The sequence below is a fragment of the Neptuniibacter sp. QD48_55 genome (assembly GCF_047778115.1).
Lineage (GTDB): Bacteria > Pseudomonadota > Gammaproteobacteria > Pseudomonadales > Balneatricaceae > Neptuniibacter.
Window position 1 is genome coordinate 1,701,747 of the sequence record NZ_CP180555.1, and the last position, 20,705, is coordinate 1,722,451.

Genomic DNA, 20,705 nt, shown 5'->3' on the forward strand with positions numbered 1-20,705 from the left:
AGTGTCTCTATGGGTCAAAAAGGGTTGAGTCATTCCGACTCTTTGTCCTAAGTCGCTGAAAAATTTAGCATTCAAGATCAGCATCGCCCAAGTCATCAGAATCGTCTAGGTCACCAAAGTCGTGGCTTTCGACCTTGGTCGTATCGCTGGTGCTCTCTGGATCTTCTTCGGTCTCACCGCTAACGCCTTCTTTAAATCCTTCTTCGGCTTCCTCGATTTTTTCATCTGCCCAACTTCGAAGTTTGGAAACGACTTCTTGGGTAAGTGCCGGCATTTTGCTGAAATCATCATCGTAATCATTTAGACCATCACGAATGTTGAATTCAGGTAATCTGAATAGTTTTCTGAGGGCGAGGTTGCGGAGCTCTTCTGATACACCAGGTGAAAAAAACTGCTCGAAATTGGAATCGTTATCTAGTGATTCAATATCTGGCATATCTTCATCGGTTAGAGGTGGTAACTCTTCGGTATCAATAGCTTCGTCTGAAAGAGAGGCTTCTGTTTGAGATTCTTCTATTGGCTCAGCTTGCTGCTCAGCTTTACGTTGTGACCAGCGAGAAAAAAATGATTGGTTATCGCTCACTGCTACGTCCTTTGCCTTTTTTCTTCTTTTTACCGCAATCGATTAGTTCACCGTGTATGCCTAGGTAGGTGTCTATCCAGCATTGAACGGCCTGCGGCATCGCAACTTCTAACATCTTATGTTCGCCATCCATAAAAGAAGCAGCGTCGTCTTGGCTAGCTGTTATGTGGATTGGCGTTAATGTGTTGTCCATCTCGTCTTCATTACATAAGACAAAGAGGTGTGGTTGCTGAGAGTCTAAGTTAAAGCGATAGGCTGTTCGTTCATCTTTGTGAAGATCTAAATCAAGGTGGAAGAAGTCAGGCTTATCGTCTTGATGAGGCTCAATGGCATCTATCTGCCAGCGATCTGTATCCCAGCCGTTAACTTCGATGCTTTCAACTGAAAGAGAAACTTGAAGTGGCCAGTTATCTGTTGTTTTTGTTGCAGACATCTTTTGTCTTCCGTTGTGGGGAATTCTCCTTTGTCGTTCTGCAAACTACGGGCCATCTCTATATTTAATAGCTGTTGAGCGTGAATAGGTGGGCTTAGAGGTGCTTAATGCGCAAATGCTATGACAATTATTCCCATGTTTCTAAAGAGTTGGGACAAAATGACCCACTAATAAGGGCTTAGTACTTACTGGAAGCAGAGTTAAATGTATTAATTGGTAGAAAATATAAGGTTATCGCAAGGTAGGAACGTAAATTGCTACTAAGGAGAGAAAGTTACGAAGAAGATGGCGTGACGCTGTATTAATAGAGTTGGAATATGCAAAACGTGTCAGAAATCATAATAAGTAATGCATCTGCGCAGCTTACTCACGAAGTAGAGGCAATCGACGAGCAAGGAAATGTTCGACAGGTTCAAATTGCCTGTGAACGCCCATTAACGATTTATCTAAATAAAAGAGAGATTGTTACCTTAATGACTTTGGGTGGTGATCCTGAAGCGTTAGTCCTTGGTTATCTTCGCAATCAGGGCTTTATACATTCTCTATCTGATCTTAAAGCAATACAGGTAGATTGGGATGTTGAAGCAGCCGCTGTTGTAACCCATGGCGAACCTGAAGGCTTGGAGGAAAAGCTTCAGCAGCGCACAGTGACTAGTGGTTGTGGTCAAGGCACGATGTTTGGCAGCGTAATGGAAAAGCTTGAGGAGGTTAGATTACCTGAAGTAACGATTAAGCAAAGTACTGTTTATGCGCTGTTAGATAACCTTAATAAACATAACGATACCTATAAGAACGCGGGTGCAGTACATGGTTGTGCCATCTGCGAAGGTGACCAAGTGGTTTCTTTTATTGAAGATGTTGGTCGTCACAATGCAGTCGATACACTTGCTGGACGTATGTGGCTTCAAGGAATAGATACCGATAATAAGATTTTCTACACAACGGGTCGCTTAACATCTGAGATGGTTATTAAAGTTGCGCAGATGGGGATTCCTGTATTGCTGTCTCGTTCAGGTGTAACCCAGATGGGTTTAGAGTTGGCCAGAGAACTGGGTATCACGATGTTGGCTCGAGCAAAAGGTAAGCATTTTCTACAGTTTAGTGGTAATGCCTCATTGATCAGAGATGTGCAGTTACCGCCTAAGCAAAATTCTGTTAAGCAAGCAAGAGCGGAGGCATAAGATGAGTGATATGTCTCAAGCGTTTATGAATGTTAAGCAGTTGGCTGATTATTTGCACCTGAACGAGAAAAAAGTGTATGCAATGGCTGCTGAGGGTGAGATTCCTGCAACTAAACTGACTGGTAAATGGCTGTTCCCCAAGTCACTGGTAGATCGCTGGTTATTGGAGAGCTGCCATAGTGGCATGATGGCCGATCGATTGTTGCTATCTGGTAGTGATGATCCTTTATTGCAGGCAGCAGCTAATAGATTGACGCAACATCTCAGAACTAAAGCGTTATTCAGTTATACGGTAACGGGCACAAAGCTTGGTTTAGAGCTTCTTGCCCAGGGGCATGCTGATGCCTGTGCGATTCATTGGGGGCGCGCCGAAGAAAGCGATGTCCGACATCCTGCGCTGTTACAACAGTTCTCGCAATCTAAGCATTGGATTTTGGTTCATTTGTTTAACCGCAGCCAAGGTTTGATTATGCGACCGATGGACCTCGAACGCTTACAAGACCCCAATGAGGCGCTGGATTACAGTACTCGCTGGGTTACACGTCAAGAAGGTGCTGGCTCGCAGCGCTTTTTGAATGAGTGGCTGGCTGGACATGCTTTCCCGCAGGATCAGCTGACTGTAGGCAGTGTTGCATTCTCTGAGCGAGAAGTTGCTTCTTTAATTGCAAAGGGTGAGGCGGATATAGGTCCGGGAACCTTGAGTGCAGCTAGAGAGTTTGGGCTTGGCTTTATCCCAGTGTGCGATGAAAGCTTTGACTTAGTTGTTCCGCGGAATGTCTATTTCCGGAACTTACTGCAAAACCTATTCGAATTCCTTCAGAGTCCAGAGGGACTGTCCTTGGCTCAGCGCCTTCAAGGTTATGATTTAAGTCGATGCGGTCGCCTCATTTGGAGTTCAGATCCAGGCTAAGCGTTCATAGCGCGCCTATTGGTCCTTTCTGCGGCTGCAAGGCCATCCAGAATGCCTTCGACACCGCCATCCCCCGTGGGGTTGGCGGTTTTTAGTAGATAAACTTTGAACATGGTTCCAAGCTCTTCTTCAGAGCGGACGGTAATGTCGCCACCATGCCGGCGAATGATGCCGTAACTTACAGATAAACCAAGTCCTGTACCGCTTTTCTTAGTCGTAAAGAATGGATCAAATATATGTTCTAGATGTTCTTCGGAAATGCCTTTCCCCTGATCTATAACACTAATTGTTGCGCCTTTAACCTCTCCATCCTCAATCCAATCATCAGTTTGAATAGTGACTACACCTGGGCCTTCTAGTGCGTGGGAGGCGTTGAGTATTAGGTTAACCAGCACTTGCTGTACTTGCTGGCAGTTAACTTCAATAGGACAGGTTGCATGATAATTTCGCTCAACGACCACTTGCTGTTTCTCAAGCGCATGGGAAACTAGCTGCAAAGTATCGTCGCTAATACTGTTTAACTGTAAATGTTCGTATTGCTCTAAGTACTGACCGGGTCGACTGTACTGCAGCAGGTTGTTGATCAAGGATCTTATCCTATATACCTGCTCAATAACCATGTCTACTTCATCCTGAGCGGGTTTAACGGCATCACCGAGCTCTGCAACCAATAGATCCATATTTCCAAGGATTACCGCTGCTGGGTTATTAATTTCGTGAGCTATACCTGCGGTAAGCTCACCCAATACAGCCAGCTTTTCTTTATCAAGAAGCTGCTTTCGGGTGCTTTTTAGTAGCTTGATATGCTGCTTGAGCGCATCCGTACGGTTTTTTAATGAGCGAGTTCTTTTTTCAACTGTAATCTCTAGCTGATCATTGGCTTGTCTAATCTGTTTCTCGCGCTCTTCAATTAGATCGAGCATGACATCAAACTGTTCGGCTAGCTCAACTAATTCATCGGCTGCTTCAAGTTGCCCGATACGATGGTCGGTTTCGCCGTTACGAATGTCTGTTACCACTTTGTGGATTTTATTAAGTGGGCGGATAATAAGTTGAGTCTTTTTGAAAACAAGGACGGCAGAGACCAGCATGATCAAGGCGATAAGAGAGGCGGATTCTATTAGTGTCTTGTAATAAATCTTGGTAAAAGGGGCCTCTGTAAAACCAGCATAGATCATCCCGATTTTCTTGTTGTTGAAATCAAGTAGTGGCTTATAAGCAGAGATGTACCAATCGTTGACTACAAAAGCTCTGTTTATCCATTTGTCACCTTTTCTTAGCACCTCTTTTCTTACTTCGGCTGATACGCGTGTTCCGATTGCTCGTTGCTTAAGTGTTAACGGTGCTGAAGTTTTGACTGGTTCTCTTTCTTGAGGAACATTGGTGCTAATTCGTACATCATCAAGGAATAGGGTGACCGTGCCGATGCCACCTTCGGGAAGAGTGCCTTCACCGTAGACAAGATCACGAATAGTATCTACAGCATCGGTGGTATTGTTGAGAATGGTGCCTGAGTCTAATACGCCGATTAGCTGTCCAAAATCATCTGTGATTGGCACCAGAGCGCGAAGCACCATGGAGCGGTCTTCAACGGTTCTGTTGCTTGGGATTGCGCGTGGGGTATCTATTAAATTGATATATCCTTTGTCGCCAAGCCCCATATTAATTTGATCAAGTTCGTCTTTATGGATTACTGCTAATCCGGTTAGATTCTCTTTTAATAACAATCTGTTAGAAAGTTCTTGTAATGAAGGTTCTTGAGTTGAGTTTAGCTCTTGCGCATCAATGAATCTTAAGAAATCTAAGGAGCGGCTTTGGCGAATTTCGTGTAACTGGCCTTGCAAAGCGTGACGGTTATTTTGCTGTAGGTTGGTTCTGAATTCGTAGCTGTTTCCAAGTTGCATTAAAATGTTTTGATGCTCTTGTTGCATAAAATTAAGGGTGCCGCTGGCTACAGAAAGGTCTGCGCTAACCTTCATGTAGAGTTGGCGATCGGTATAACTGGTCGTCCAATAGGCCGCCATAATGGCAAAGCCTATTGCGGTTAACAGCAAAGGTAGCAGGGTAAGTAATAGAAGTTTGTGCCTTAAGGTGCTGCTGTAGTTATACCAACTGGATTTCATGCAGAGATCTCATCAACCGTTTCGTCCTGTTGAGCCCAAGCGGCCAATTTACGATCTAGAGTTTTTCTGGATACTCCAAGCTCTCGGGCAGTGGAGGACTTGTTCCCAGAATGTTGCTCTAAGGTAAGCAGTATATGATGCTTTTCAACCTCGTCTAATGACCAGCCAGCAAAGCTGCCGCAAGCTTTAGGTTCGCTGCTATCTTGCTCTTTGAAGTAATCAGCGGGGAGCTTGCCTAATAAGATGCAGCGTTCAATTAGGTTTTTTAGTTCTCGAATATTGCCTGACCAGTTGTAAGCCTGCATAGCTTTAAGGTCATCATGAGTAAACGGGATAGGAGATAAACCAAGTTCGCGAGACAGTTTTACTGAAAAATGATGGATTAGATCTGGAAGATCCTCACGGCGATCGCGTAACGGTGGTAAGGTGATGCTAAGAACGTTCAAGCGGTAATACAGATCTTCACGGAAGCGATTTTCAGCCACTTCTTCTTTTAGTTGGCGGTTAGTTGCTGCAATGATGCGTACATCAACGCTAGTTTCTTGCTCGCTACCTACAGGTCGAACAGCTTTTTGCTCTAAAGCACGCAAAAGTTTAGCTTGCATAAGTAGTGGAATTTCGCCTACTTCATCAAGAAATAGAGTGCCACCGCTAGCAAAATTAAACAGACCTTCACGGGCTTTGTTTGCACCCGTGAAAGCGCCTTTAGTATGCCCGAATAGCTCTGCTTCTAATAGATCTGGGGCAATTGCACCACAGTTAACCGGTACAAATGGACCGCTTCGGTTGCTCAATTGATGAAGCATACGCGCAGCGAGCTCTTTACCTGTACCCGTCTCGCCTTCAATAAGGACTGCAGAAGGGGTGTTGGCTACACGATGGATGACGTCAAGAACTTGTTTGATTGCAGGTCCAGTGCCGATCATGTCGGTCATAGGGAAGGCGTTATCAACTTCTCGTCGTAATACGAAGTTGACTCTTTCCATGGCGCGTTTATCAAGGCAGCGATCAACAGCATTCATCATCTGTTCAAGACGGAATGGCTTTAGAATAAAGTCAGAAGCGCCGGCTCGGAGAGCTTGAATGGCGGTATCTAGATCGGCATAGGCGGTCATGAAGATAATGTCACTACTACGATTGGTATCTTCGAAGGCTTCATGCCATTCCATACCGGATCGGCCGGGTAGCTTTATATCGACGATTAAGAGATCAAAGTGGCAGCGCTTTCTGAGTTCTTCAGCTTCTTCTACACTTCCTGCTGTTTCTACTAAGGCGAATCGTTTTGCGAGAGCTTTTTGAAGGAAGCTTCTCATGCCGACTTCGTCATCAACAACTAATACTGATACTGCGGGAGCTTGCGTGCTTTGCAGAGGTGAATTCATTTCAACTCAAATCTCTAAAAATGACCGTGATGGCAATGTCTGGGAAAGGGATCCAATTTTATTGGACAATTTGTCCCAGTCAATGTTTTGTTTGGTCATTATGACTCATAAATAGCTAAACAGTGATAATACTATTGTTTCATTTTTTCTCATTTGAGTTCGGAATTGCTGAATTTCTGATCAAAATGCCTTTTTCACAGAAGGGCTTATTCACATTAAGTCTAAAAAATTTATATGATCCCGCAATTGGCATTCATATTGCTATTATCTGGGAGATGAGTAGCAATGACCCCTTACACAGGCTGTGTAGGGTGCGAACTCTAGAAAAATATAGTGATTAGATAAGGAATATAGAGATGAAAAAGTGGATCGCGGCAGCCCTCTCCACAACGATTTTGGCAGCAACGTCAGTTACAGCTGTTGCTGAAGAGCAGATTATCCGTTTAGCAACAACAACAAGTACTTATAACTCTGGTTTATTAGATAAGTTGTTGCCTGTGTTTGAAAAACAGCATGATGCTAAAGTACAAGTCATCGCTGTCGGTACCGGTAAGGCGTTACGTATGGGATCAGCAGGTGATGTGGATGTGGTCATGACTCACGCGCCTAAAGCTGAGAAAAAATTTGTCGATGGCGGTTTTGGTGTAAATCCTAAGAGCGTTATGTACAACGATTTTGTAATCGTTGGTCCTGCAGCTGATCCTGCAAAAATTAAAGATTCTAGCAATGTAGCAGAAGCTTTAGCTGCTATTGCTAAAGCTAATGCTGATTTCATCTCTCGTGGTGATGATTCAGGTACCCACAAGAAAGAGCTTTCTCTATGGGCGGCAACATCTCAAGGTAAAGAGTTTGCTAACTATAAAGAAGTAGGTCAGGGCATGGGTAAAGTGCTTCAGATCGCTGATGAGCTTAACGGTTATACAATGACTGACCGCGGTACGTGGTTGGCTTATGAGGACCGCCTTCAGCTAAAACTTTTGGTTCAGGGTGACAAGCGTTTATTCAACCCATACCAGATCATCCAGGTTAATCCAAAACTACACGATGGTTTGAATGTAAAAGGTGCTGAACAGCTTTCTAACTGGTTCGTATCTTCTGAAGGTCAAACAATGATCAATGACTTCCGTATTAAAGGTAAAGCATTGTTTCATGGTTCTGCACAAGCAGAAGTAGCGACTAAGTAAACAATTATTTAGTATGTCGCCTGTGATAGCTAACTGATTGCTTTCACAGGCTCTTTTCTCTGATGTAGTAGTAAATAATGCAAGATAATCTTTTAGAAACATCAATGTTGGCGCTGCAGTTGTTATTTAGTTTTGATGCAGACCTTTGGAATATAATTGGTGTTTCTTTTCGAGTTTCAATAACAGCAATCGCTATCGCTACAGTGCCCGCTATTTTAGTGGGCTTTTTATTGGCGATGTGTGATTTTAAAGGGCGTTCAATCGTAATAGCTCTTTTCAATGCGCTAATGGCAGTGCCTACCGTAGTAGTGGGTCTGACTCTATATCTTATGTTGTCCCGTAGCGGCCCTTTTGGTGACCTTCATCTTTTATTTACCCAGCCTGCCATGATAATTGGTCAGGTCATGTTGGCATTTCCGCTTTTGGTTTGTATGAGTCATTCAGCTTTTCAAGCAGTTGATAGAAGGGCTTGGGAAACCGCGCGTACATTGGGTGCGGGTTACACTTTTTCAATTATCACGATTATGCGTGAAGCTAGATTTGCCTTGCTTGCTGTGGTGGTAGCAGGTTTTGGTCGAATCATCTCAGAAGTTGGTTGTTCGATGATGGTCGGCGGCAACATTATGGGTTATACGCGAAACATTCCGACAGCGATTGCGCTGGAAACGAGTAAAGGGATGTTTGCCCAGGGCGTGGCACTAGGTTTGGTATTGTTGGTGCTTGCTCTATTTTTGAATTTCACCTTGGCGTCAGTACGAGGTAAAGGTCAGGCAGTCTAACGACCTGATTGTGAGGATGTTATGAGTATCGAATTAAATGCTAGCAATCTGGTAAAGCGTTTCGACCAACGAGAGCTATTTAATATTGATAAATTGACGTTGAAAGAGGGCGAGAGCTTTCACCTGAGTGGTGATAACGGTGCCGGTAAGACAACGCTGATGAAAATTTTGGCGGGCCTAGATAAGCCTTGTGAAGGCTCAGTTACGGTAACGCCAAATAAACGTAGTTTTCTTAACACAAAATTGCACCCTAAGGTCGTTTACCTTCATCAAACACCATACATCTTCGCTGGAACAGTGAAAGATAATATTGCTTATGGTTTACGACTTCGTGGTGAATCTAGGCAAAAAATCAAAACACTAGTGGCTAAAGGGTTAGCTTGGTCTCGCCTAGAGTCTTTGGCTGAACAGCAGGCGTATTCTTTGTCTGGTGGTGAAAAGCAACGTTTGGCGCTTGCTCGCGCGTGGGTTTTGAACCCAGGTCTTCTATTTCTTGATGAGCCAACAGCCAATCTAGATCGTAAATCGGTAGAAACTGTTGCTGAATTAGTTAAAGAGATGGTTGATGGCGGTACCGCAGTCATGGTTTCTAGCCATCAAAGTAATTGTGTGACCGAGCTTTGTCAGCGCAACTTATTGCTAGAAAATGGTTCTATAAAAGAAACAGCTCAATTAAATGAGGCTAATCAATATGCATAATCCTGATCAAGTAACCGCCGTTATTCTTGCTGGTGGTATGGCTCGCCGAATGGGGGGAGTAGATAAAGGCTGGATGGAGCTAAATGGTAAGCCGCTGATTAAGCATGTTTTAGATGTTGTTCAGCCGCAAGTGGCGCGCTGTATGATCAACGCAAACCGCAGTATGGACGCCTATGGTACATTGGGGTTGCCAGTTATTTCTGATCTTGAAGGTGATTTTCAAGGGCCATTAATGGGGATTGCTACCGGTCTTCATCATGCTGCAACTGATTGGGTATTATTTGCGCCATGTGATGGGCCGTTTTTACCTCCAGTCTTAGTTCGTCGCATGTTGCTTCAAGCGCGAGAACAAAAGGCAGAAATCGCTGTTGCAACTGATGGCAAGCGAATGCAGCCGGTTGTTGCTCTGATTCATCGAGATCTACTTGGAAGTGTCCAGAAAGCCTTAGCTTCTGGAGAACGTAAGATCGACCGTTGGTATGCTCAGCATAACTACACGGAAGTTGATTTCTCTGATTTCCCTGAGGCTTTCACCAATGTGAACCGTCGCGATGATCTCGATGATCTTCAGCAGATGCCAAAACTACTTGGCTTTGCAGCTTGGAGTGGTACAGGCAAAACTACATTATTGAAAAAGCTGATTCCAGCTCTAAAAGAAGATGGTATCCGTGTTGGTGTCATCAAGCATGCTCACCATAAATTCGATGTTGATCATCCTGGTAAAGATAGTTACGAGCTTAGAAAAGCTGGTGCTGATCAGATGCTGATTAGCTCAGGTAAGCGTTGGGCGTTAATGGTTGAGCAGGATCAGGGTGATCGTCCATCTCTAAACCATATGTTAAGTCGCATGGATCACTCTCTTTTAGATCTGGTCTTGGTTGAGGGCTTTAAGCAGGAGTCTTTTCCTAAGATCGAGTTGCATCGCAAAGAGATCAATAAAGGCCTCATGTACCTTGAAGATGAAAACATAATTGCGGTGGCTTCGGATGAGCCATTACAATTGCATCGAGAGCTACCCTTGTTCAACATTAATGACACAGACGAAATTCTGCGTTTTATTAAAGAGTACATCAGCTAGGTAATTGATTGATGAGCGAAGTGTTAAGTTGTTTTGATCCGGCTGCTAATCCGGGTGGTATGTTACCTGTTGCTGAAAGTATTCAGACCATACTCAATCAAATTGATATTCAAAGCAGCGCTGAAACTGTAGCTGTCTCCGAAGCCATAAATCGAATTTTGGCGGTAGATTTAGTTTCTGGCATTAATGTTCCTCAACAACGAAACTCAGCAATGGACGGTTATGCTGTTGCCGCTGATGGTTTATCTGAAGAATCCTTGGATGTTATTGGTCGTGTTTTTGCGGGTGAGGCCTTCTCGGGTCAGGTCGGTCCAAACCAGGCAGTAGAAATCATGACGGGGGCGCCAGTGCCCGAGGGTGCTGATAGCGTCATCATCAAAGAGGCATGTGCACGAGAGGGTGAGCAATTAACTTTCGTTGGGCCGGTTAAAAAAGGGCAGAATGTCCGAGAGGCGGGTGAGGACATCGCTGAAGGAGAGACGGCACTTAAAGCGGGATGTCTTTTACGTCCTCAAGAGTTAGGTTTAATCGCTTCACTAGGTCATACTGAGGTGACAGTTTATCGATCTTTAAAGGTCGCCATCTTCTCTACGGGTGATGAAGTTACAGCGCAAGGTCAACCGCTACCTGAAAACTGCATTTACGATACAAATCGTTTTTCTCTCACCGGGCTTTTGCAGCGTTTAGGCTGCGAGGTGATTGATTACGGAATTATCGAAGATTCACAGCAGGCAATGGAAGAGACCTTACGTAAGGCATCTAATGAAGCCGATATTGTGATCTCTTCTGGTGGTGTATCTATGGGGCAGGCCGATTTTATTAAAGATGCGTTGGCTGCTGTAGGTAAAATCAATTTCTGGCGTATAGCGATGCGCCCAGGTCGCCCGCTAGCCTTCGGCAAGCTGGGCAATACACCGTTTTTCGGGCTGCCGGGTAACCCTGTTGCTGTGATGGTGACGTTTACTCAGTTTGTTCAGCCTGCGCTGCGTAAAATGGCGGGGGAGATAAATTGGCAACCAAGACGTATGGTGGCAATTGCTGAGACTTCTCTTCGATCTAGGCCGGGTAGGACTGATTACAGCCGTGGTGTTTATTCAATTAATGACAATGGCGAATTGGTTGTTAGGTCTACAGGCAGTCAAGGCTCTGGCATCTTAACTTCTATGGTTTCTGCCAATTGTTTAATCGAGATCTCTGATGAGTTTGCAGGTATCGATGCAGGGCAAAAGGTCACTATTCAGCCATTCTCAGATCTTATCTAAAGAGCTTTTCGATTTTTTAAATAAGGGCTGATTAAGGCCCTTTTTTTGTACCTGAATTTGTCATATCGCTTTCATTGTTTGGTCATAAAAATAAGGTTTCATTAACTAACTTAATCAAGCCCGTTACGGGCTGTTAGTAATGAATTAGGACTGATAGATGAGTAGCAAACTTCGATTGGCTAATTTGCCATTAGAGCAGGATGAGATGGAAGAAGACTATATGGATGGTCAATACGCGGATCATCAGCGTAGGAAGGTAGCGAAAGGAAAGCGAAAAAAACAGGGCTCTGATAATTATATGGAACAGCGCTCTTTAAAGCGTGATTTCGATATGAATATGCCGAATTTCTAAGTCGTTTGCATAAAAAAGGAGCTTATTTAAGCTCCTTTTTTATTGGATTTTGCAGAATTAGCTAGCGCTTTTTCTTTGCAGAAGACTTGCGGCCAATAACTTGGGTGCGCGTTGCTTTATTGTGCTTCTTCTTAGGGCCTTTCTTGTGAATGCGCTTTCTCAGACCTTCCCGACTACCCACCTCGTAGCCTTTGCGGAATATACGTTTGATCGGTGTGCCAATAAGGCGCTCAATGCTATCTAAAGCACTTTCTTCCTCTCGGCTTACAAAAGATATAGCCTTGCCTTGTGTCCCTGCGCGACCCGTACGTCCTACGCGATGAACATAGTCTTCAGCTAGATAAGGAAGATTGTAATTTACAACATGTTCTAATCCTTGAATATCCAATCCACGCGCAGCAACTTCGGTTGCAACCAGTACTTGGATTTTGCCTGCTTTAAAATCTGCAACAGCTCGACGTCGCGCGCCTTGGCTTTTGTCACCATGACAGATCACAGCTTCAATGCCGTCTACTTTTAGATCAAGCATCAGCTCATTAGCTTGAGCTTTTGTGCTGGTGAATACCAATACTTGGAACCAATTTTCTTCCTGGATAAGCTCGGCAAAAAGATCTGCTTTACGCTTCTCCTCCACAGGGTATACAACATGATCGACTGTGTCTGCAATCGAGTTCTGTCTAGCTGCTTTGATCTGCTCAGGCTTCTTCTGAATCTTTCTCGACAGCTTGTGGACAGCATCAGATAGAGTGGCAGAGAAGAGAAGGGTTTGTTTTGAAGACGGTGTTGCTTCCAAAATTGTCAGTACGTCTGTAACAAAGCCCATGTCTAGCATGCGGTCGGCTTCATCGAGTACAGCAAATTCAGTTTTGCTTAGATCGACATTGCTGCCACTAAGGTGTTCTATTAAGCGGCCTGGTGTGGCAATCAGTACGTCTGCACCGTGACGTAATTTCTTCTTCTGGGTATCAAGGTTTACGCCACCATAAACGGCCAAGATACGAAGATTCAGGTGTTTATTGTACCGACCAATCGTTTCTGCAAGCTGCTGTGCAAGCTCACGAGTAGGCGTCAGGATAATAGAGCGAATCTGACGTTCGGCTAAGTCACGCGGATTATCAGAAATTTTCTGCAGAATAGGGATGGAAAAGGCTGCTGTTTTACCTGTACCTGTTTGGGCATTAGCAAGCAGATCTTTGCCGCGGCGGCCGGGCACAATTGCTTGCTCTTGAATTGGGGTCATGTCTGTATAGCCGCATTCATCCAGAGCTTGTTGTAACTCAGGTGATAGGTCTAGTGATGAAAATTTCATAGTGCCCCTCAAGAGACTTGCAAAAACCGGCAATTATAAAGCAATTTAGTCTAATTAGTCATAGTCGTGTGATTCAGATCATACTATGTTAGGTACTAAAGTAGGCAAACGCTTGTTTGATGATTTATAGTAGACTCACAAACAAGGTAGAGCTTATAACTTATTGAATAGAGAAGAGAAATGACGTTAGCGGATAGTAAGAAACTGACAGTAATCTTCCGTATCGAACCTGGGTGTTTAGGACCTGAAGGTTTAAGCCATGTAGATAAATTTTGTGTTAAAGCTGGTTTGAAGCTTCAAAGTACAGCTCCGGCTTATATCACATGGCAGGTAGAACCGCGTCACGATAAAACACTACCTGAAATTGATTATGCAATTTTAGGTAGAGCGCTAAGCCGTGATCATGCAAAACGTTATTTAAGCCACTTTGATCTAGAGATTGATAAATTTGAGATGACAGCTTTTGATGAGTTGCCCGATATTATTGATCAATATTTTGGACGCTAATACCTAGCTAGTTATTCACTGCTCTTTCATATCTGCTTGCTATACTTAAGCTCACTAGGATTTGCCCTTAAAGAGTTTAGGTATATGCATGCGTTCCTATCTTTTTCTCATTGCTTGTTTTTTGTTACCTAATTCCAGTTTTGCAGATAAACAGGTAATCCATATCGCAGCCATAGATTGGTGCCCGCAGATCTGCCCTGAAACTGACAAGCCTGGCTACATTATCGATCTGGTTAAGCAGATTTACAGTGATACGGAGTATGAATTAGATATTCGTATTTACCCTTGGAGTCGAGCTTTGTCTATGACTCAACAGGGGCGAGTACATGCTGTTCTATCTCCAGCTAAACCTGAAGCGCCCGATCTTCTTTATCCGATAAATGAAGTGGGTACACAGCGTATGTGCTTTTTTACCGATAGAGAAAAGGAGTGGCAGTACGAGAATATTCATAGCCTTAAGAATAAACAGTTTGGCTTATCTACAGATACTTCTATTGAAGAATTAAATGATTACGCATTACTTAATCCTGAGCAGTTTCAATACCTTCCATATAATGAACGCCACATAGTCCAGCAGGCTAAAAAAGTGCTGCGAAATCGCATTCATGCTTTCTTATTTACCTACAACAGTACTGTATATACGTTAAAAAATGCGGGTAAGTGGGATAGGTTTAAAAGTGCAGGCTGTGTACAAGAAGCAAATATCTATATGGCTTTTTCACCGCAAATTAATATGCAAGATGATATTAAGAAAATGATGGAGGTCTTTGATGAAAAGATGGCCATCCTAAAGCGTGGGGATGGTATTTCGCAGGTGATGAGCCATTATGGTTTAGATGATTGGAGAGCTAAATAGTTTGGCTATCGACACTGCGCTTAGTAATCAAAGGGTGAGATTTCACCAGAATAATCGAGCTTATTCCCGCAATGATTGCAGTAGGAGGCGCTAGCTTTTTGCTCGCTACCGCAAGCTTCGCAAGTGACTTTAATTGAATCCCGCTTTGCTCGTTGGTCTATGATATCCGCCATCTTTTCTTTTAAGTCGGTACTACATTCAAGATCGCTCTCTTGAATAATGTTCCAAAGAGATTCTGTAATCAGAGACAGTGTTTCTAACTTCAGTTCTAAGGCGTTAATTCGGGCTGAATTGATCTCAGACTCAAGCGTTGGGCTAGATTCGAGAGTTTTTTCGACAGTAGCTTCTTTATCGGTCATCACAATGCCTTGGTCGGCTAAAGCGTAGTTTACAGGTTGGGTAAGTGTAATCGCTTGTTTTGATTAGCGATAGGGAAAGATATAGCTCTTTAAACGGTTTTAAAGAGCTATAGATTTGCTTACCTACTCTTCGTCTAGAAAATAGACGGAACCTTGAAGAAGCAGTGCCTTCAATAGTTGTAGATTTTCTTCAGTGGGTTCTATCTGTTCGTGATACAGATTGGCGCAAAGACTTTCGGCCAAGGTTACTTGTCCTTCTGAGCATGCACAGCCTTTGCCATCAACGAACAAAATAAAATGATCGTCTAGTCGGTTAAAAGCAAAGCGTGATCCTTCACTACGACAAAGTGGTATTGCTGCTTCTAATAACTCGGCGATCTCTTCCTCGTCCATCTCGCAAACTTGATCAGCACCATGCTCAGGATTCTTTGGTTCAGTCATGAACTGACCAAACCAGTGAGTTAGTAGCTCAGGGCTATCGATGTACTCTTTTAAGGCTGATTTAACGCGCTCTAATGCTTGATCGGTGATCTCGCCTGGGTTTGCTTGCAGAGCAAGATCGGAATCACTATAGCGGTCCTCTGCTTTAGTAATATCAGATAGATAATCGGTAAAGCCAGACATCATCTCTTGATGAGAAGGTGCTCTGAAACCTACAGAGTAAGTCATGCAGTCATCGCCAATAGCAAAGCCGTTATGACCAACGCGTGGTGGTACATAAAGCATATCACCAGGCTGAAGATCCCATACATGTTCTGGTTCCCACTCAGGCAAAATCATGACAGGAACGTCTGGGCGACGTGGTGAATCTTCACCGTATATGCCACCCACTTCCCAACGGCGAGTCCCTGAGGCTTGGATCAGAAAGACATCATAATTATCGTAATGTGGACCTACGCCGCCACCGTCAGCCGCATAGCTGATCATAAGATCATCTAGTCGCCAATTTGGTACAAAACGGAAGTGCTCGAGTAGCTCGTTTGCTTCAGGGATCCAGTGATCGACTGATTGTACTAGCAGTGTCCAGTGCGAGTCTGGAAGATCAGCGAAAGTATCTTCCTGCAGAGGGCCGTGTGTTAAAGACCAATCTTTACCGTCCGGTGACTGTGTTATCAGACGCGATTCTACGTCTTCCTCTAGTGCCATGCCGGCTAACTCGTCAGCCGTCACAGGGGGCTCAAAATTAGGAAAGGCGTTGCGAATAAGTAAAGGCTTCTTCTGCCAGTATTCAGCTAAAAATGTTTCTACGCTGATGTCACCAAACGGAGATTTCACTAGTCAATTAACTCCATAAGCTGTTCGATTGCTTCTTCCATTTCAGCGTAAACTTTACGCTTGTCGCGATTGGCTAGAGCAGCAAGCTTATTGTTACCCACTTTCTTTATGCCTTTCTGCAGAGTTGTAGCGCATTCGCGGATGCCAGCAGCGTTATAACCAACTGTTTTGGACTCTTGGTGCATTTTTTCGATGTTGTCGCGAAGCTCGTCAGCCTGTTTTAGTAGTGCTTGTAAATTCTCTTCCATCTTTTGGCCTTGTCGTAGTTTGTATTTTTTTAGTTATTTTTTTAGTTTTTCGACCGTTTCTTCAATTGAAGTCAGGATGCCGCGAAGCATATTCAGCTCGGTTTTTTCAGGACGTGAGCGGTTGAAGTAACGGTGTAATTTTTCCAGTACTTTACCCTCATGCTGAGGGATGATGAAATCGGTCAAACGTAGCACTTTCTCTAAATGCTCATAGAAAAGAGCCATCTCTTTATGGCGAGGGTATTCGCTTTCGATTTCGTCATAGCTTTTATTTTCCGCTGCCATAAAGATCTCGTAGCAAAGAAGCTGGATTGCTTGAGATACGTTGAGCACTGGATACTCAGGGTTAGCAGGGATGTAAACATGGTAGTTACATTGCGCTAATTCATGGTTATGAAGGCCCATAGTTTCACGACCAAATACGATAGCCACTTCACCTGATTTAGCTTCAGCCACTACACGTTCCGCGCCTTTGCGTGCATCCAGAAGAGGGCGGTCGAAGGTGCGTTTGGTGCGCGCACTGGTACCAATCACTAGCTGGCAATCGCCAATCGCTTCCTCAAGTGTGTTAACGACGATGGCGCTATCTAATAGGTCTTTTGCGCCAGCAGCGCGAGAATCAGCTTCTGCGCTTGGGTAATCTTCTGGTTCAACCAGATAGAGTTTGCTTAGCCCCATGTTTTTCATAGCGCGTGCCGCTGCGCCGATATTGCCGGGGTGGAATGTATTGATCAGTACAACTCGAACGTTAGATAACATTTTTAATGGTTCTCACAATGAATCTACAAAACGATTCAGATCATAAATGAATCGCTCTTTATGCCATAAATGCGGAGAGTGGTCCGATTGCTCATAAATATGCAATTCTGAACCCTCGATACTTTTATTAACCCACTGTTGTAGCTCAGCGCTATAGAACTGGCTTTCATCGCCGTAGATCAGTAGGGTAGGTAGTTTAATACTAGATACAACGTCTCGGTAATCCTGCTGGGTAATGCTATCCCAGCAGCGGGTGAGTAATTCGCCTGGTTGTTTTTGCAGATATTTGCGCATCTGCTGGAAACCGCGAGAGTTTTGCTCGTAATTTTCTCTAGAGCGTTGGTTCTTACCAAAGGCAATCAGTTCAAGTACTGCCTCAGCGAAATTCTCAGTAAGCCGGTGAATAAAAGCGCTGTTAATTTCTTTACTGAAATCACTGTATACGCCGTATTGCCATTCATCATCGGTAATTAGCTTTGGTGATTGGTCGACAATACAAAGCCCACGGAGGCGCTTATCACCATGTCGGCGTAAGTACTCCCAAGAAGTCAGTGCGCCCATTGAGTGTCCAACGAGGACTGCATCTTCTATCTTAAGGTGATCTAGCATGGCTTCAAGATCATCTGCCATCGAAGACAAGCTAATATCGTTCTCTTCATGATATTGGTGAGCACCATGGCCACGGGCATCCCAGCTCACCACGCGGTGGTTTGCTGCCAGCTCAGAGGCGAAGGGGAGCCATTCACGAACACTGGCTGTCCAGCCATGAAGAAAAACTAAGGTGGTTTCTCCTTCACCAAGAGAGATGTAATGGATCTCAGTGCCGTCTGGTCGTGTGAAGTGTTCCATGGGGTTAATCTGTGCCTTATATAAAAAACGGGGCTATAGCCCCGTTTCATAAAACTGATTAATTAGATCAGCTTAGATCTTTTTCGCTTGCTCAACAGCGTTACCGATGTAGCTATGAGGAGTCAGTTCTTTAAGTGACTGCTTAGCTTCTTCTGGCATGTCCAAAGTATCAACAAACGCTAGGATTGTCTCTTTGCTCATGTCCTGCCCACGAGTTAGCGCTTTTAGCTTCTCGTAAGGCTCTTCGATAGCGTAACGACGCATTACTGTTTGGATAGGTTCTGCTAGAACTTCCCAAGCATTTTCTAGATCTTCGTTTAGCTGAGCTGGGTTAAGCTCAAGCTTGCTAATGCCTTTCAGGCTAGACTGATAAGCGATCAAGCTGTAACCGAAACCAACGCCCATGTTACGTAGAACAGTAGAGTCAGTTAGGTCGCGCTGCCAGCGAGAAATAGGTAGTTTCTGCGCTAGGTGGCTCATGATTGCGTTCGCAATGCCCAAGTTGCCTTCAGAGTTTTCGAAGTCAATTGGGTTAACTTTATGCGGCATAGTAGAAGAACCAACTTCGCCAGCAATCGTTTTCTGCTTGAAGTAAGCCTGAGAGATATAGCCCCATACGTCACGATCGAAGTCGATTAGGATCGTGTTGAAACGAGCAACGGCATCAAAAAGCTCTGCGATGTAGTCGTGTGGCTCGATCTGAGTTGTGTATGGGTTAAAAGATAGGCCAAGGCTTTCAACGAAGTCTTTAGCGTTCTGTTCCCAGTCGATGTCAGCGTAAGCAGATAGGTGAGCGTTGTAGTTACCAACCGCACCGTTGATCTTGCCTAGAAGCTCAACATTCTGAAGCTGTTTGATCTGACGCTGCATACGGTAAGCAACGTTAGCCATCTCTTTACCAACAGTTGTTGGAGAGGCAGTCTGACCGTGAGTACGTGAAAGCATTGGTTGCTCAGCAAATTCACGACCCATCTTAGCTATTTCGTCAGTTACTTGCTGCATCTGTGGAACTACAACATCAAGGCCGTTTTTCAGCATAAGTGCGTGAGAAAGGTTGTTGATGTCTTCAGATGTGCAGGCAAAGTGAACAAATTCATTAATCGCCATTAGCTCAGCGTTATCTTTGAATTTGTCTTTAATGAAGTACTCAACCGCTTTTACGTCGTGGTTGGTAGTACGTTCGATCGTCTTAACAGCCTGAGCGTCTTCAGGACCGAAGTTATCAACGATCGAGTTCAGCAGAGCATCAGCTTCAGAGCTTAACGCTGGAACTTCAGTGATTTGTGGATGCGCAGCTAGTTTTTGTAACCAACGAACTTCAACTTCAACGCGGAAGCGAATCAGGCCATATTCACTAAAAACATCACGCAGGTCAGCTGTTTTGCTGCCATAGCGGCCATCAACCGGAGAAACGGCTGTCAGTGCAGAAAGCTCCATGAATCGATCTCTACCTTTTAGGTTAAAAAGAAGGCGCGCATTATACCTGAGTCGAGTGACTTTTCGTAGGGGTATATGGATAAAGGGCTGCCCAAGTTCTAAGCTTAAATTGTCGCTACATAATATAGCTGAATTTAGCTGAAATTGAGGAGGGTAGTTATATGACTATGTCTGTTACCGGCTCCTTTGGGTCCAGCGATCAAACCAAACTGGTATTTGATGACCTAATGGCTAATGGAGTGCCAAGAGAGCAAGTGTTTATAGATAAAAGCTGCAATATGGTCAAAGTATTGATAGCTGACGCTGCAGAGAGCGATATCGAAGCTATGCTTCGTAGTCATGACGCAAATGAGTTATCGGTTCGTCACGCGTAACTTTGTAATCGATACATAAAATGGATAGGTAAATAAAAAACCGGATGCTTTAGCAAGCTATCCGGTTTTTTATTTATCTAAATGGCGTGGCCTATTATGAGGTGCCCATAATTTTTTTAAGGGAAGGGCGTAGGCGTGATTTGAAGAACAGTAACTGCCAGCGTTTACCGCCTTTCTGACGCCATAGCATAGCACTACGAATACCGGCCAATAGTAATGCGCGTATCTTCGCTGCGTTTTCACTGTTTTGTAGGTGGCGCGGGTCGCCCGTTACTTGAATTCGGAAGCTAAAGCTACTGATCGTATCTTGGTAAAGACTAGCAATATTTGCTATCACATTTGGATGGCAGTAACTGCTCGCAGTTGGCTCGCTATCTGGCTGTTCAGAATTAAAATAGCGTGCTTGCTCAGATACCTGAGCTAAACGTTGCGCGACTTTATTCAGCATCTCTGGATCGCTACTAAGCTTGCGCTCAAGGTGCATCATGCTTAGTGCGTAGCGAATCACATCTTTGTTATGTTCTGCTCGCGGCTTATCAATCAAATCTCTTAGGTTTTGCAGACCTAAGTGTAGATTGAAAGGTAGGTCGTGAGCGCCGCCATAGATCTCTTCTGTCGATGCAGGGTTTAACTGCATGATGCTATAGACCGATGTTTCTAAGCTGTCTTGCGCAACCATGCCTCTCGTTGCAATTTGTTCAACGAGAGCGGCTGCTTGAAATAAACCAGCTAGGCCCAGCGCTTGTTCGTCATGCTGTCGTGACAT

General features: G+C 44.2%; 23 protein-coding genes. 11 read left to right on the forward strand and 12 right to left on the reverse strand.

The window, feature by feature from the left end:
- Positions 1 to 64: 64 nt before the first annotated feature.
- Together ACMXYW_RS07820 and ACMXYW_RS07825 are read right to left on the reverse strand one after the other, a co-directional pair.
- Positions 65 to 583, reverse strand: coding sequence for a DUF3306 domain-containing protein (locus ACMXYW_RS07820; protein ID WP_415905804.1), 519 nt, complete (start codon positions 581 to 583; stop codon positions 65 to 67).
- Positions 573 to 1,016, reverse strand: coding sequence for a DUF3305 domain-containing protein (locus ACMXYW_RS07825; RefSeq protein WP_415905805.1), 444 nt, complete (start codon positions 1,014 to 1,016; stop codon positions 573 to 575). Before ACMXYW_RS07825 ends, ACMXYW_RS07820 begins: the two co-directional genes overlap by 11 nt.
- A gap of 317 nt (positions 1,017 to 1,333) precedes the next feature.
- Between ACMXYW_RS07825 and fdhD the strand changes: the two genes are divergently transcribed.
- Both fdhD and ACMXYW_RS07835 read left to right on the forward strand, forming a co-directional pair.
- The gene (gene fdhD / locus ACMXYW_RS07830) at positions 1,334 to 2,197 is read left to right on the forward strand and encodes a formate dehydrogenase accessory sulfurtransferase FdhD (RefSeq protein ID WP_415905806.1); all 864 of its coding nucleotides are present in this window, start codon (positions 1,334 to 1,336) and stop codon (positions 2,195 to 2,197) included.
- A gap of 1 nt (position 2,198) precedes the next feature.
- Positions 2,199 to 3,107, forward strand: a complete 909-nt coding sequence (locus ACMXYW_RS07835; protein ID WP_415881331.1) for a substrate-binding domain-containing protein — start codon at positions 2,199 to 2,201, stop codon at positions 3,105 to 3,107.
- Here ACMXYW_RS07835 and ACMXYW_RS07840 read toward each other — a convergent pair.
- Complete coding sequence (locus ACMXYW_RS07840) at positions 3,104 to 5,230, reverse strand: cache domain-containing protein (protein ID WP_415905807.1); 2,127 nt, start codon at positions 5,228 to 5,230, stop codon at positions 3,104 to 3,106. The genes ACMXYW_RS07835 and ACMXYW_RS07840 overlap by 4 nt on opposite strands.
- Positions 5,227 to 6,612, reverse strand: a complete 1,386-nt coding sequence (locus tag ACMXYW_RS07845; RefSeq protein WP_415905808.1) for a sigma-54-dependent transcriptional regulator — start codon at positions 6,610 to 6,612, stop codon at positions 5,227 to 5,229. Before ACMXYW_RS07845 ends, ACMXYW_RS07840 begins: the two co-directional genes overlap by 4 nt.
- Before the next feature lie 356 nt (positions 6,613 to 6,968).
- Here ACMXYW_RS07845 and ACMXYW_RS07850 point away from each other — a divergent pair, with 356 nt between their 5' ends.
- The 6 genes from ACMXYW_RS07850 to ACMXYW_RS07875 all read left to right on the forward strand — a co-directional run bounded on the left by ACMXYW_RS07850 (position 6,969) and on the right by ACMXYW_RS07875 (position 11,966).
- The gene (locus ACMXYW_RS07850) at positions 6,969 to 7,796 is read left to right on the forward strand and encodes a substrate-binding domain-containing protein (protein WP_415905809.1); all 828 of its coding nucleotides are present in this window, start codon (positions 6,969 to 6,971) and stop codon (positions 7,794 to 7,796) included.
- A 77-nt stretch (positions 7,797 to 7,873) separates the two neighbouring features.
- A complete protein-coding gene (locus ACMXYW_RS07855; protein WP_415905810.1) occupies positions 7,874 to 8,575 on the forward strand; it encodes an ABC transporter permease in 702 nt (233 codons plus the stop codon).
- Positions 8,576 to 8,596: 21 nt separating this feature from the next.
- Positions 8,597 to 9,274 carry an energy-coupling factor ABC transporter ATP-binding protein gene (locus ACMXYW_RS07860; protein WP_415905811.1) on the forward strand — a complete coding sequence of 226 codons (678 nt, stop codon included), beginning with the start codon at positions 8,597 to 8,599 and terminating at the stop codon, positions 9,272 to 9,274.
- On the forward strand, positions 9,267 to 10,352 hold the full coding sequence (gene mobA / locus ACMXYW_RS07865) for a molybdenum cofactor guanylyltransferase MobA (RefSeq protein ID WP_415894323.1): 1,086 nt from the start codon (positions 9,267 to 9,269) through the stop codon (positions 10,350 to 10,352). The genes ACMXYW_RS07860 and mobA overlap by 8 nt, the downstream gene beginning before the upstream one ends.
- Positions 10,353 to 10,363: 11 nt before the next feature.
- On the forward strand, positions 10,364 to 11,614 hold the full coding sequence (locus ACMXYW_RS07870) for a bifunctional molybdopterin-guanine dinucleotide biosynthesis adaptor protein MobB/molybdopterin molybdotransferase MoeA (protein ID WP_415905812.1): 1,251 nt from the start codon (positions 10,364 to 10,366) through the stop codon (positions 11,612 to 11,614).
- A gap of 157 nt (positions 11,615 to 11,771) precedes the next feature.
- On the forward strand, positions 11,772 to 11,966 hold the full coding sequence (locus ACMXYW_RS07875; RefSeq protein WP_415888016.1) for a hypothetical protein: 195 nt from the start codon (positions 11,772 to 11,774) through the stop codon (positions 11,964 to 11,966).
- Between the two features lie 61 nt (positions 11,967 to 12,027).
- Here ACMXYW_RS07875 and ACMXYW_RS07880 read toward each other — a convergent pair whose 3' ends face one another.
- On the reverse strand, positions 12,028 to 13,275 hold the full coding sequence (locus ACMXYW_RS07880) for a DEAD/DEAH box helicase (RefSeq protein WP_415894325.1): 1,248 nt from the start codon (positions 13,273 to 13,275) through the stop codon (positions 12,028 to 12,030).
- Positions 13,276 to 13,455: 180 nt separating this feature from the next.
- Here ACMXYW_RS07880 and ACMXYW_RS07885 point away from each other — a divergent pair, with 180 nt between their 5' ends.
- Positions 13,456 to 13,782: a hypothetical protein gene (locus tag ACMXYW_RS07885; RefSeq protein ID WP_415894326.1), complete on the forward strand. Its 327-nt coding sequence runs from the start codon at positions 13,456 to 13,458 to the stop codon at positions 13,780 to 13,782.
- Positions 13,783 to 13,870: 88 nt separating this feature from the next.
- A complete protein-coding gene (locus ACMXYW_RS07890; RefSeq protein WP_415905813.1) occupies positions 13,871 to 14,638 on the forward strand; it encodes a hypothetical protein in 768 nt (255 codons plus the stop codon).
- Positions 14,639 to 14,658: 20 nt separating this feature from the next.
- Here the strand turns inward: ACMXYW_RS07890 and ACMXYW_RS07895 are convergent, their stop codons facing one another.
- The 6 genes from ACMXYW_RS07895 to purB form a co-directional block, all read right to left on the reverse strand.
- Positions 14,659 to 14,997, reverse strand: a complete 339-nt coding sequence (locus ACMXYW_RS07895; protein ID WP_415905814.1) for a hypothetical protein — start codon at positions 14,995 to 14,997, stop codon at positions 14,659 to 14,661.
- 123 nt (positions 14,998 to 15,120) lie between these two features.
- Complete coding sequence (locus ACMXYW_RS07900) at positions 15,121 to 16,272, reverse strand: cupin domain-containing protein (RefSeq protein WP_415905815.1); 1,152 nt, start codon at positions 16,270 to 16,272, stop codon at positions 15,121 to 15,123.
- A complete protein-coding gene (locus ACMXYW_RS07905) occupies positions 16,272 to 16,520 on the reverse strand; it encodes a hypothetical protein (RefSeq protein WP_415881316.1) in 249 nt (82 codons plus the stop codon). Before ACMXYW_RS07905 ends, ACMXYW_RS07900 begins: the two co-directional genes overlap by 1 nt.
- 33 nt (positions 16,521 to 16,553) lie before the next feature.
- Positions 16,554 to 17,279: an RNA methyltransferase gene (locus ACMXYW_RS07910; protein WP_415894332.1), complete on the reverse strand. Its 726-nt coding sequence runs from the start codon at positions 17,277 to 17,279 to the stop codon at positions 16,554 to 16,556.
- Positions 17,280 to 17,291: 12 nt separating this feature from the next.
- Positions 17,292 to 18,128, reverse strand: coding sequence for an alpha/beta fold hydrolase (locus ACMXYW_RS07915; protein ID WP_415905816.1), 837 nt, complete (start codon positions 18,126 to 18,128; stop codon positions 17,292 to 17,294).
- Positions 18,129 to 18,200: 72 nt separating this feature from the next.
- A complete protein-coding gene (gene purB, locus ACMXYW_RS07920) occupies positions 18,201 to 19,565 on the reverse strand; it encodes an adenylosuccinate lyase (RefSeq protein ID WP_415894336.1) in 1,365 nt (454 codons plus the stop codon).
- Positions 19,566 to 19,726: 161 nt separating this feature from the next.
- Between purB and ACMXYW_RS07925 the strand changes: the two genes are divergently transcribed.
- Positions 19,727 to 19,939 (forward strand): hypothetical protein, encoded by a 213-nt coding sequence (locus tag ACMXYW_RS07925; RefSeq protein ID WP_415881312.1) that lies wholly within the window; start codon positions 19,727 to 19,729, stop codon positions 19,937 to 19,939.
- 94 nt (positions 19,940 to 20,033) lie between these two features.
- Here ACMXYW_RS07925 and hflD read toward each other — a convergent pair whose 3' ends face one another.
- Entirely contained in the window at positions 20,034 to 20,705 is a 672-nt protein-coding gene (hflD, locus tag ACMXYW_RS07930; RefSeq protein ID WP_415905817.1) for a high frequency lysogenization protein HflD, read from the reverse strand.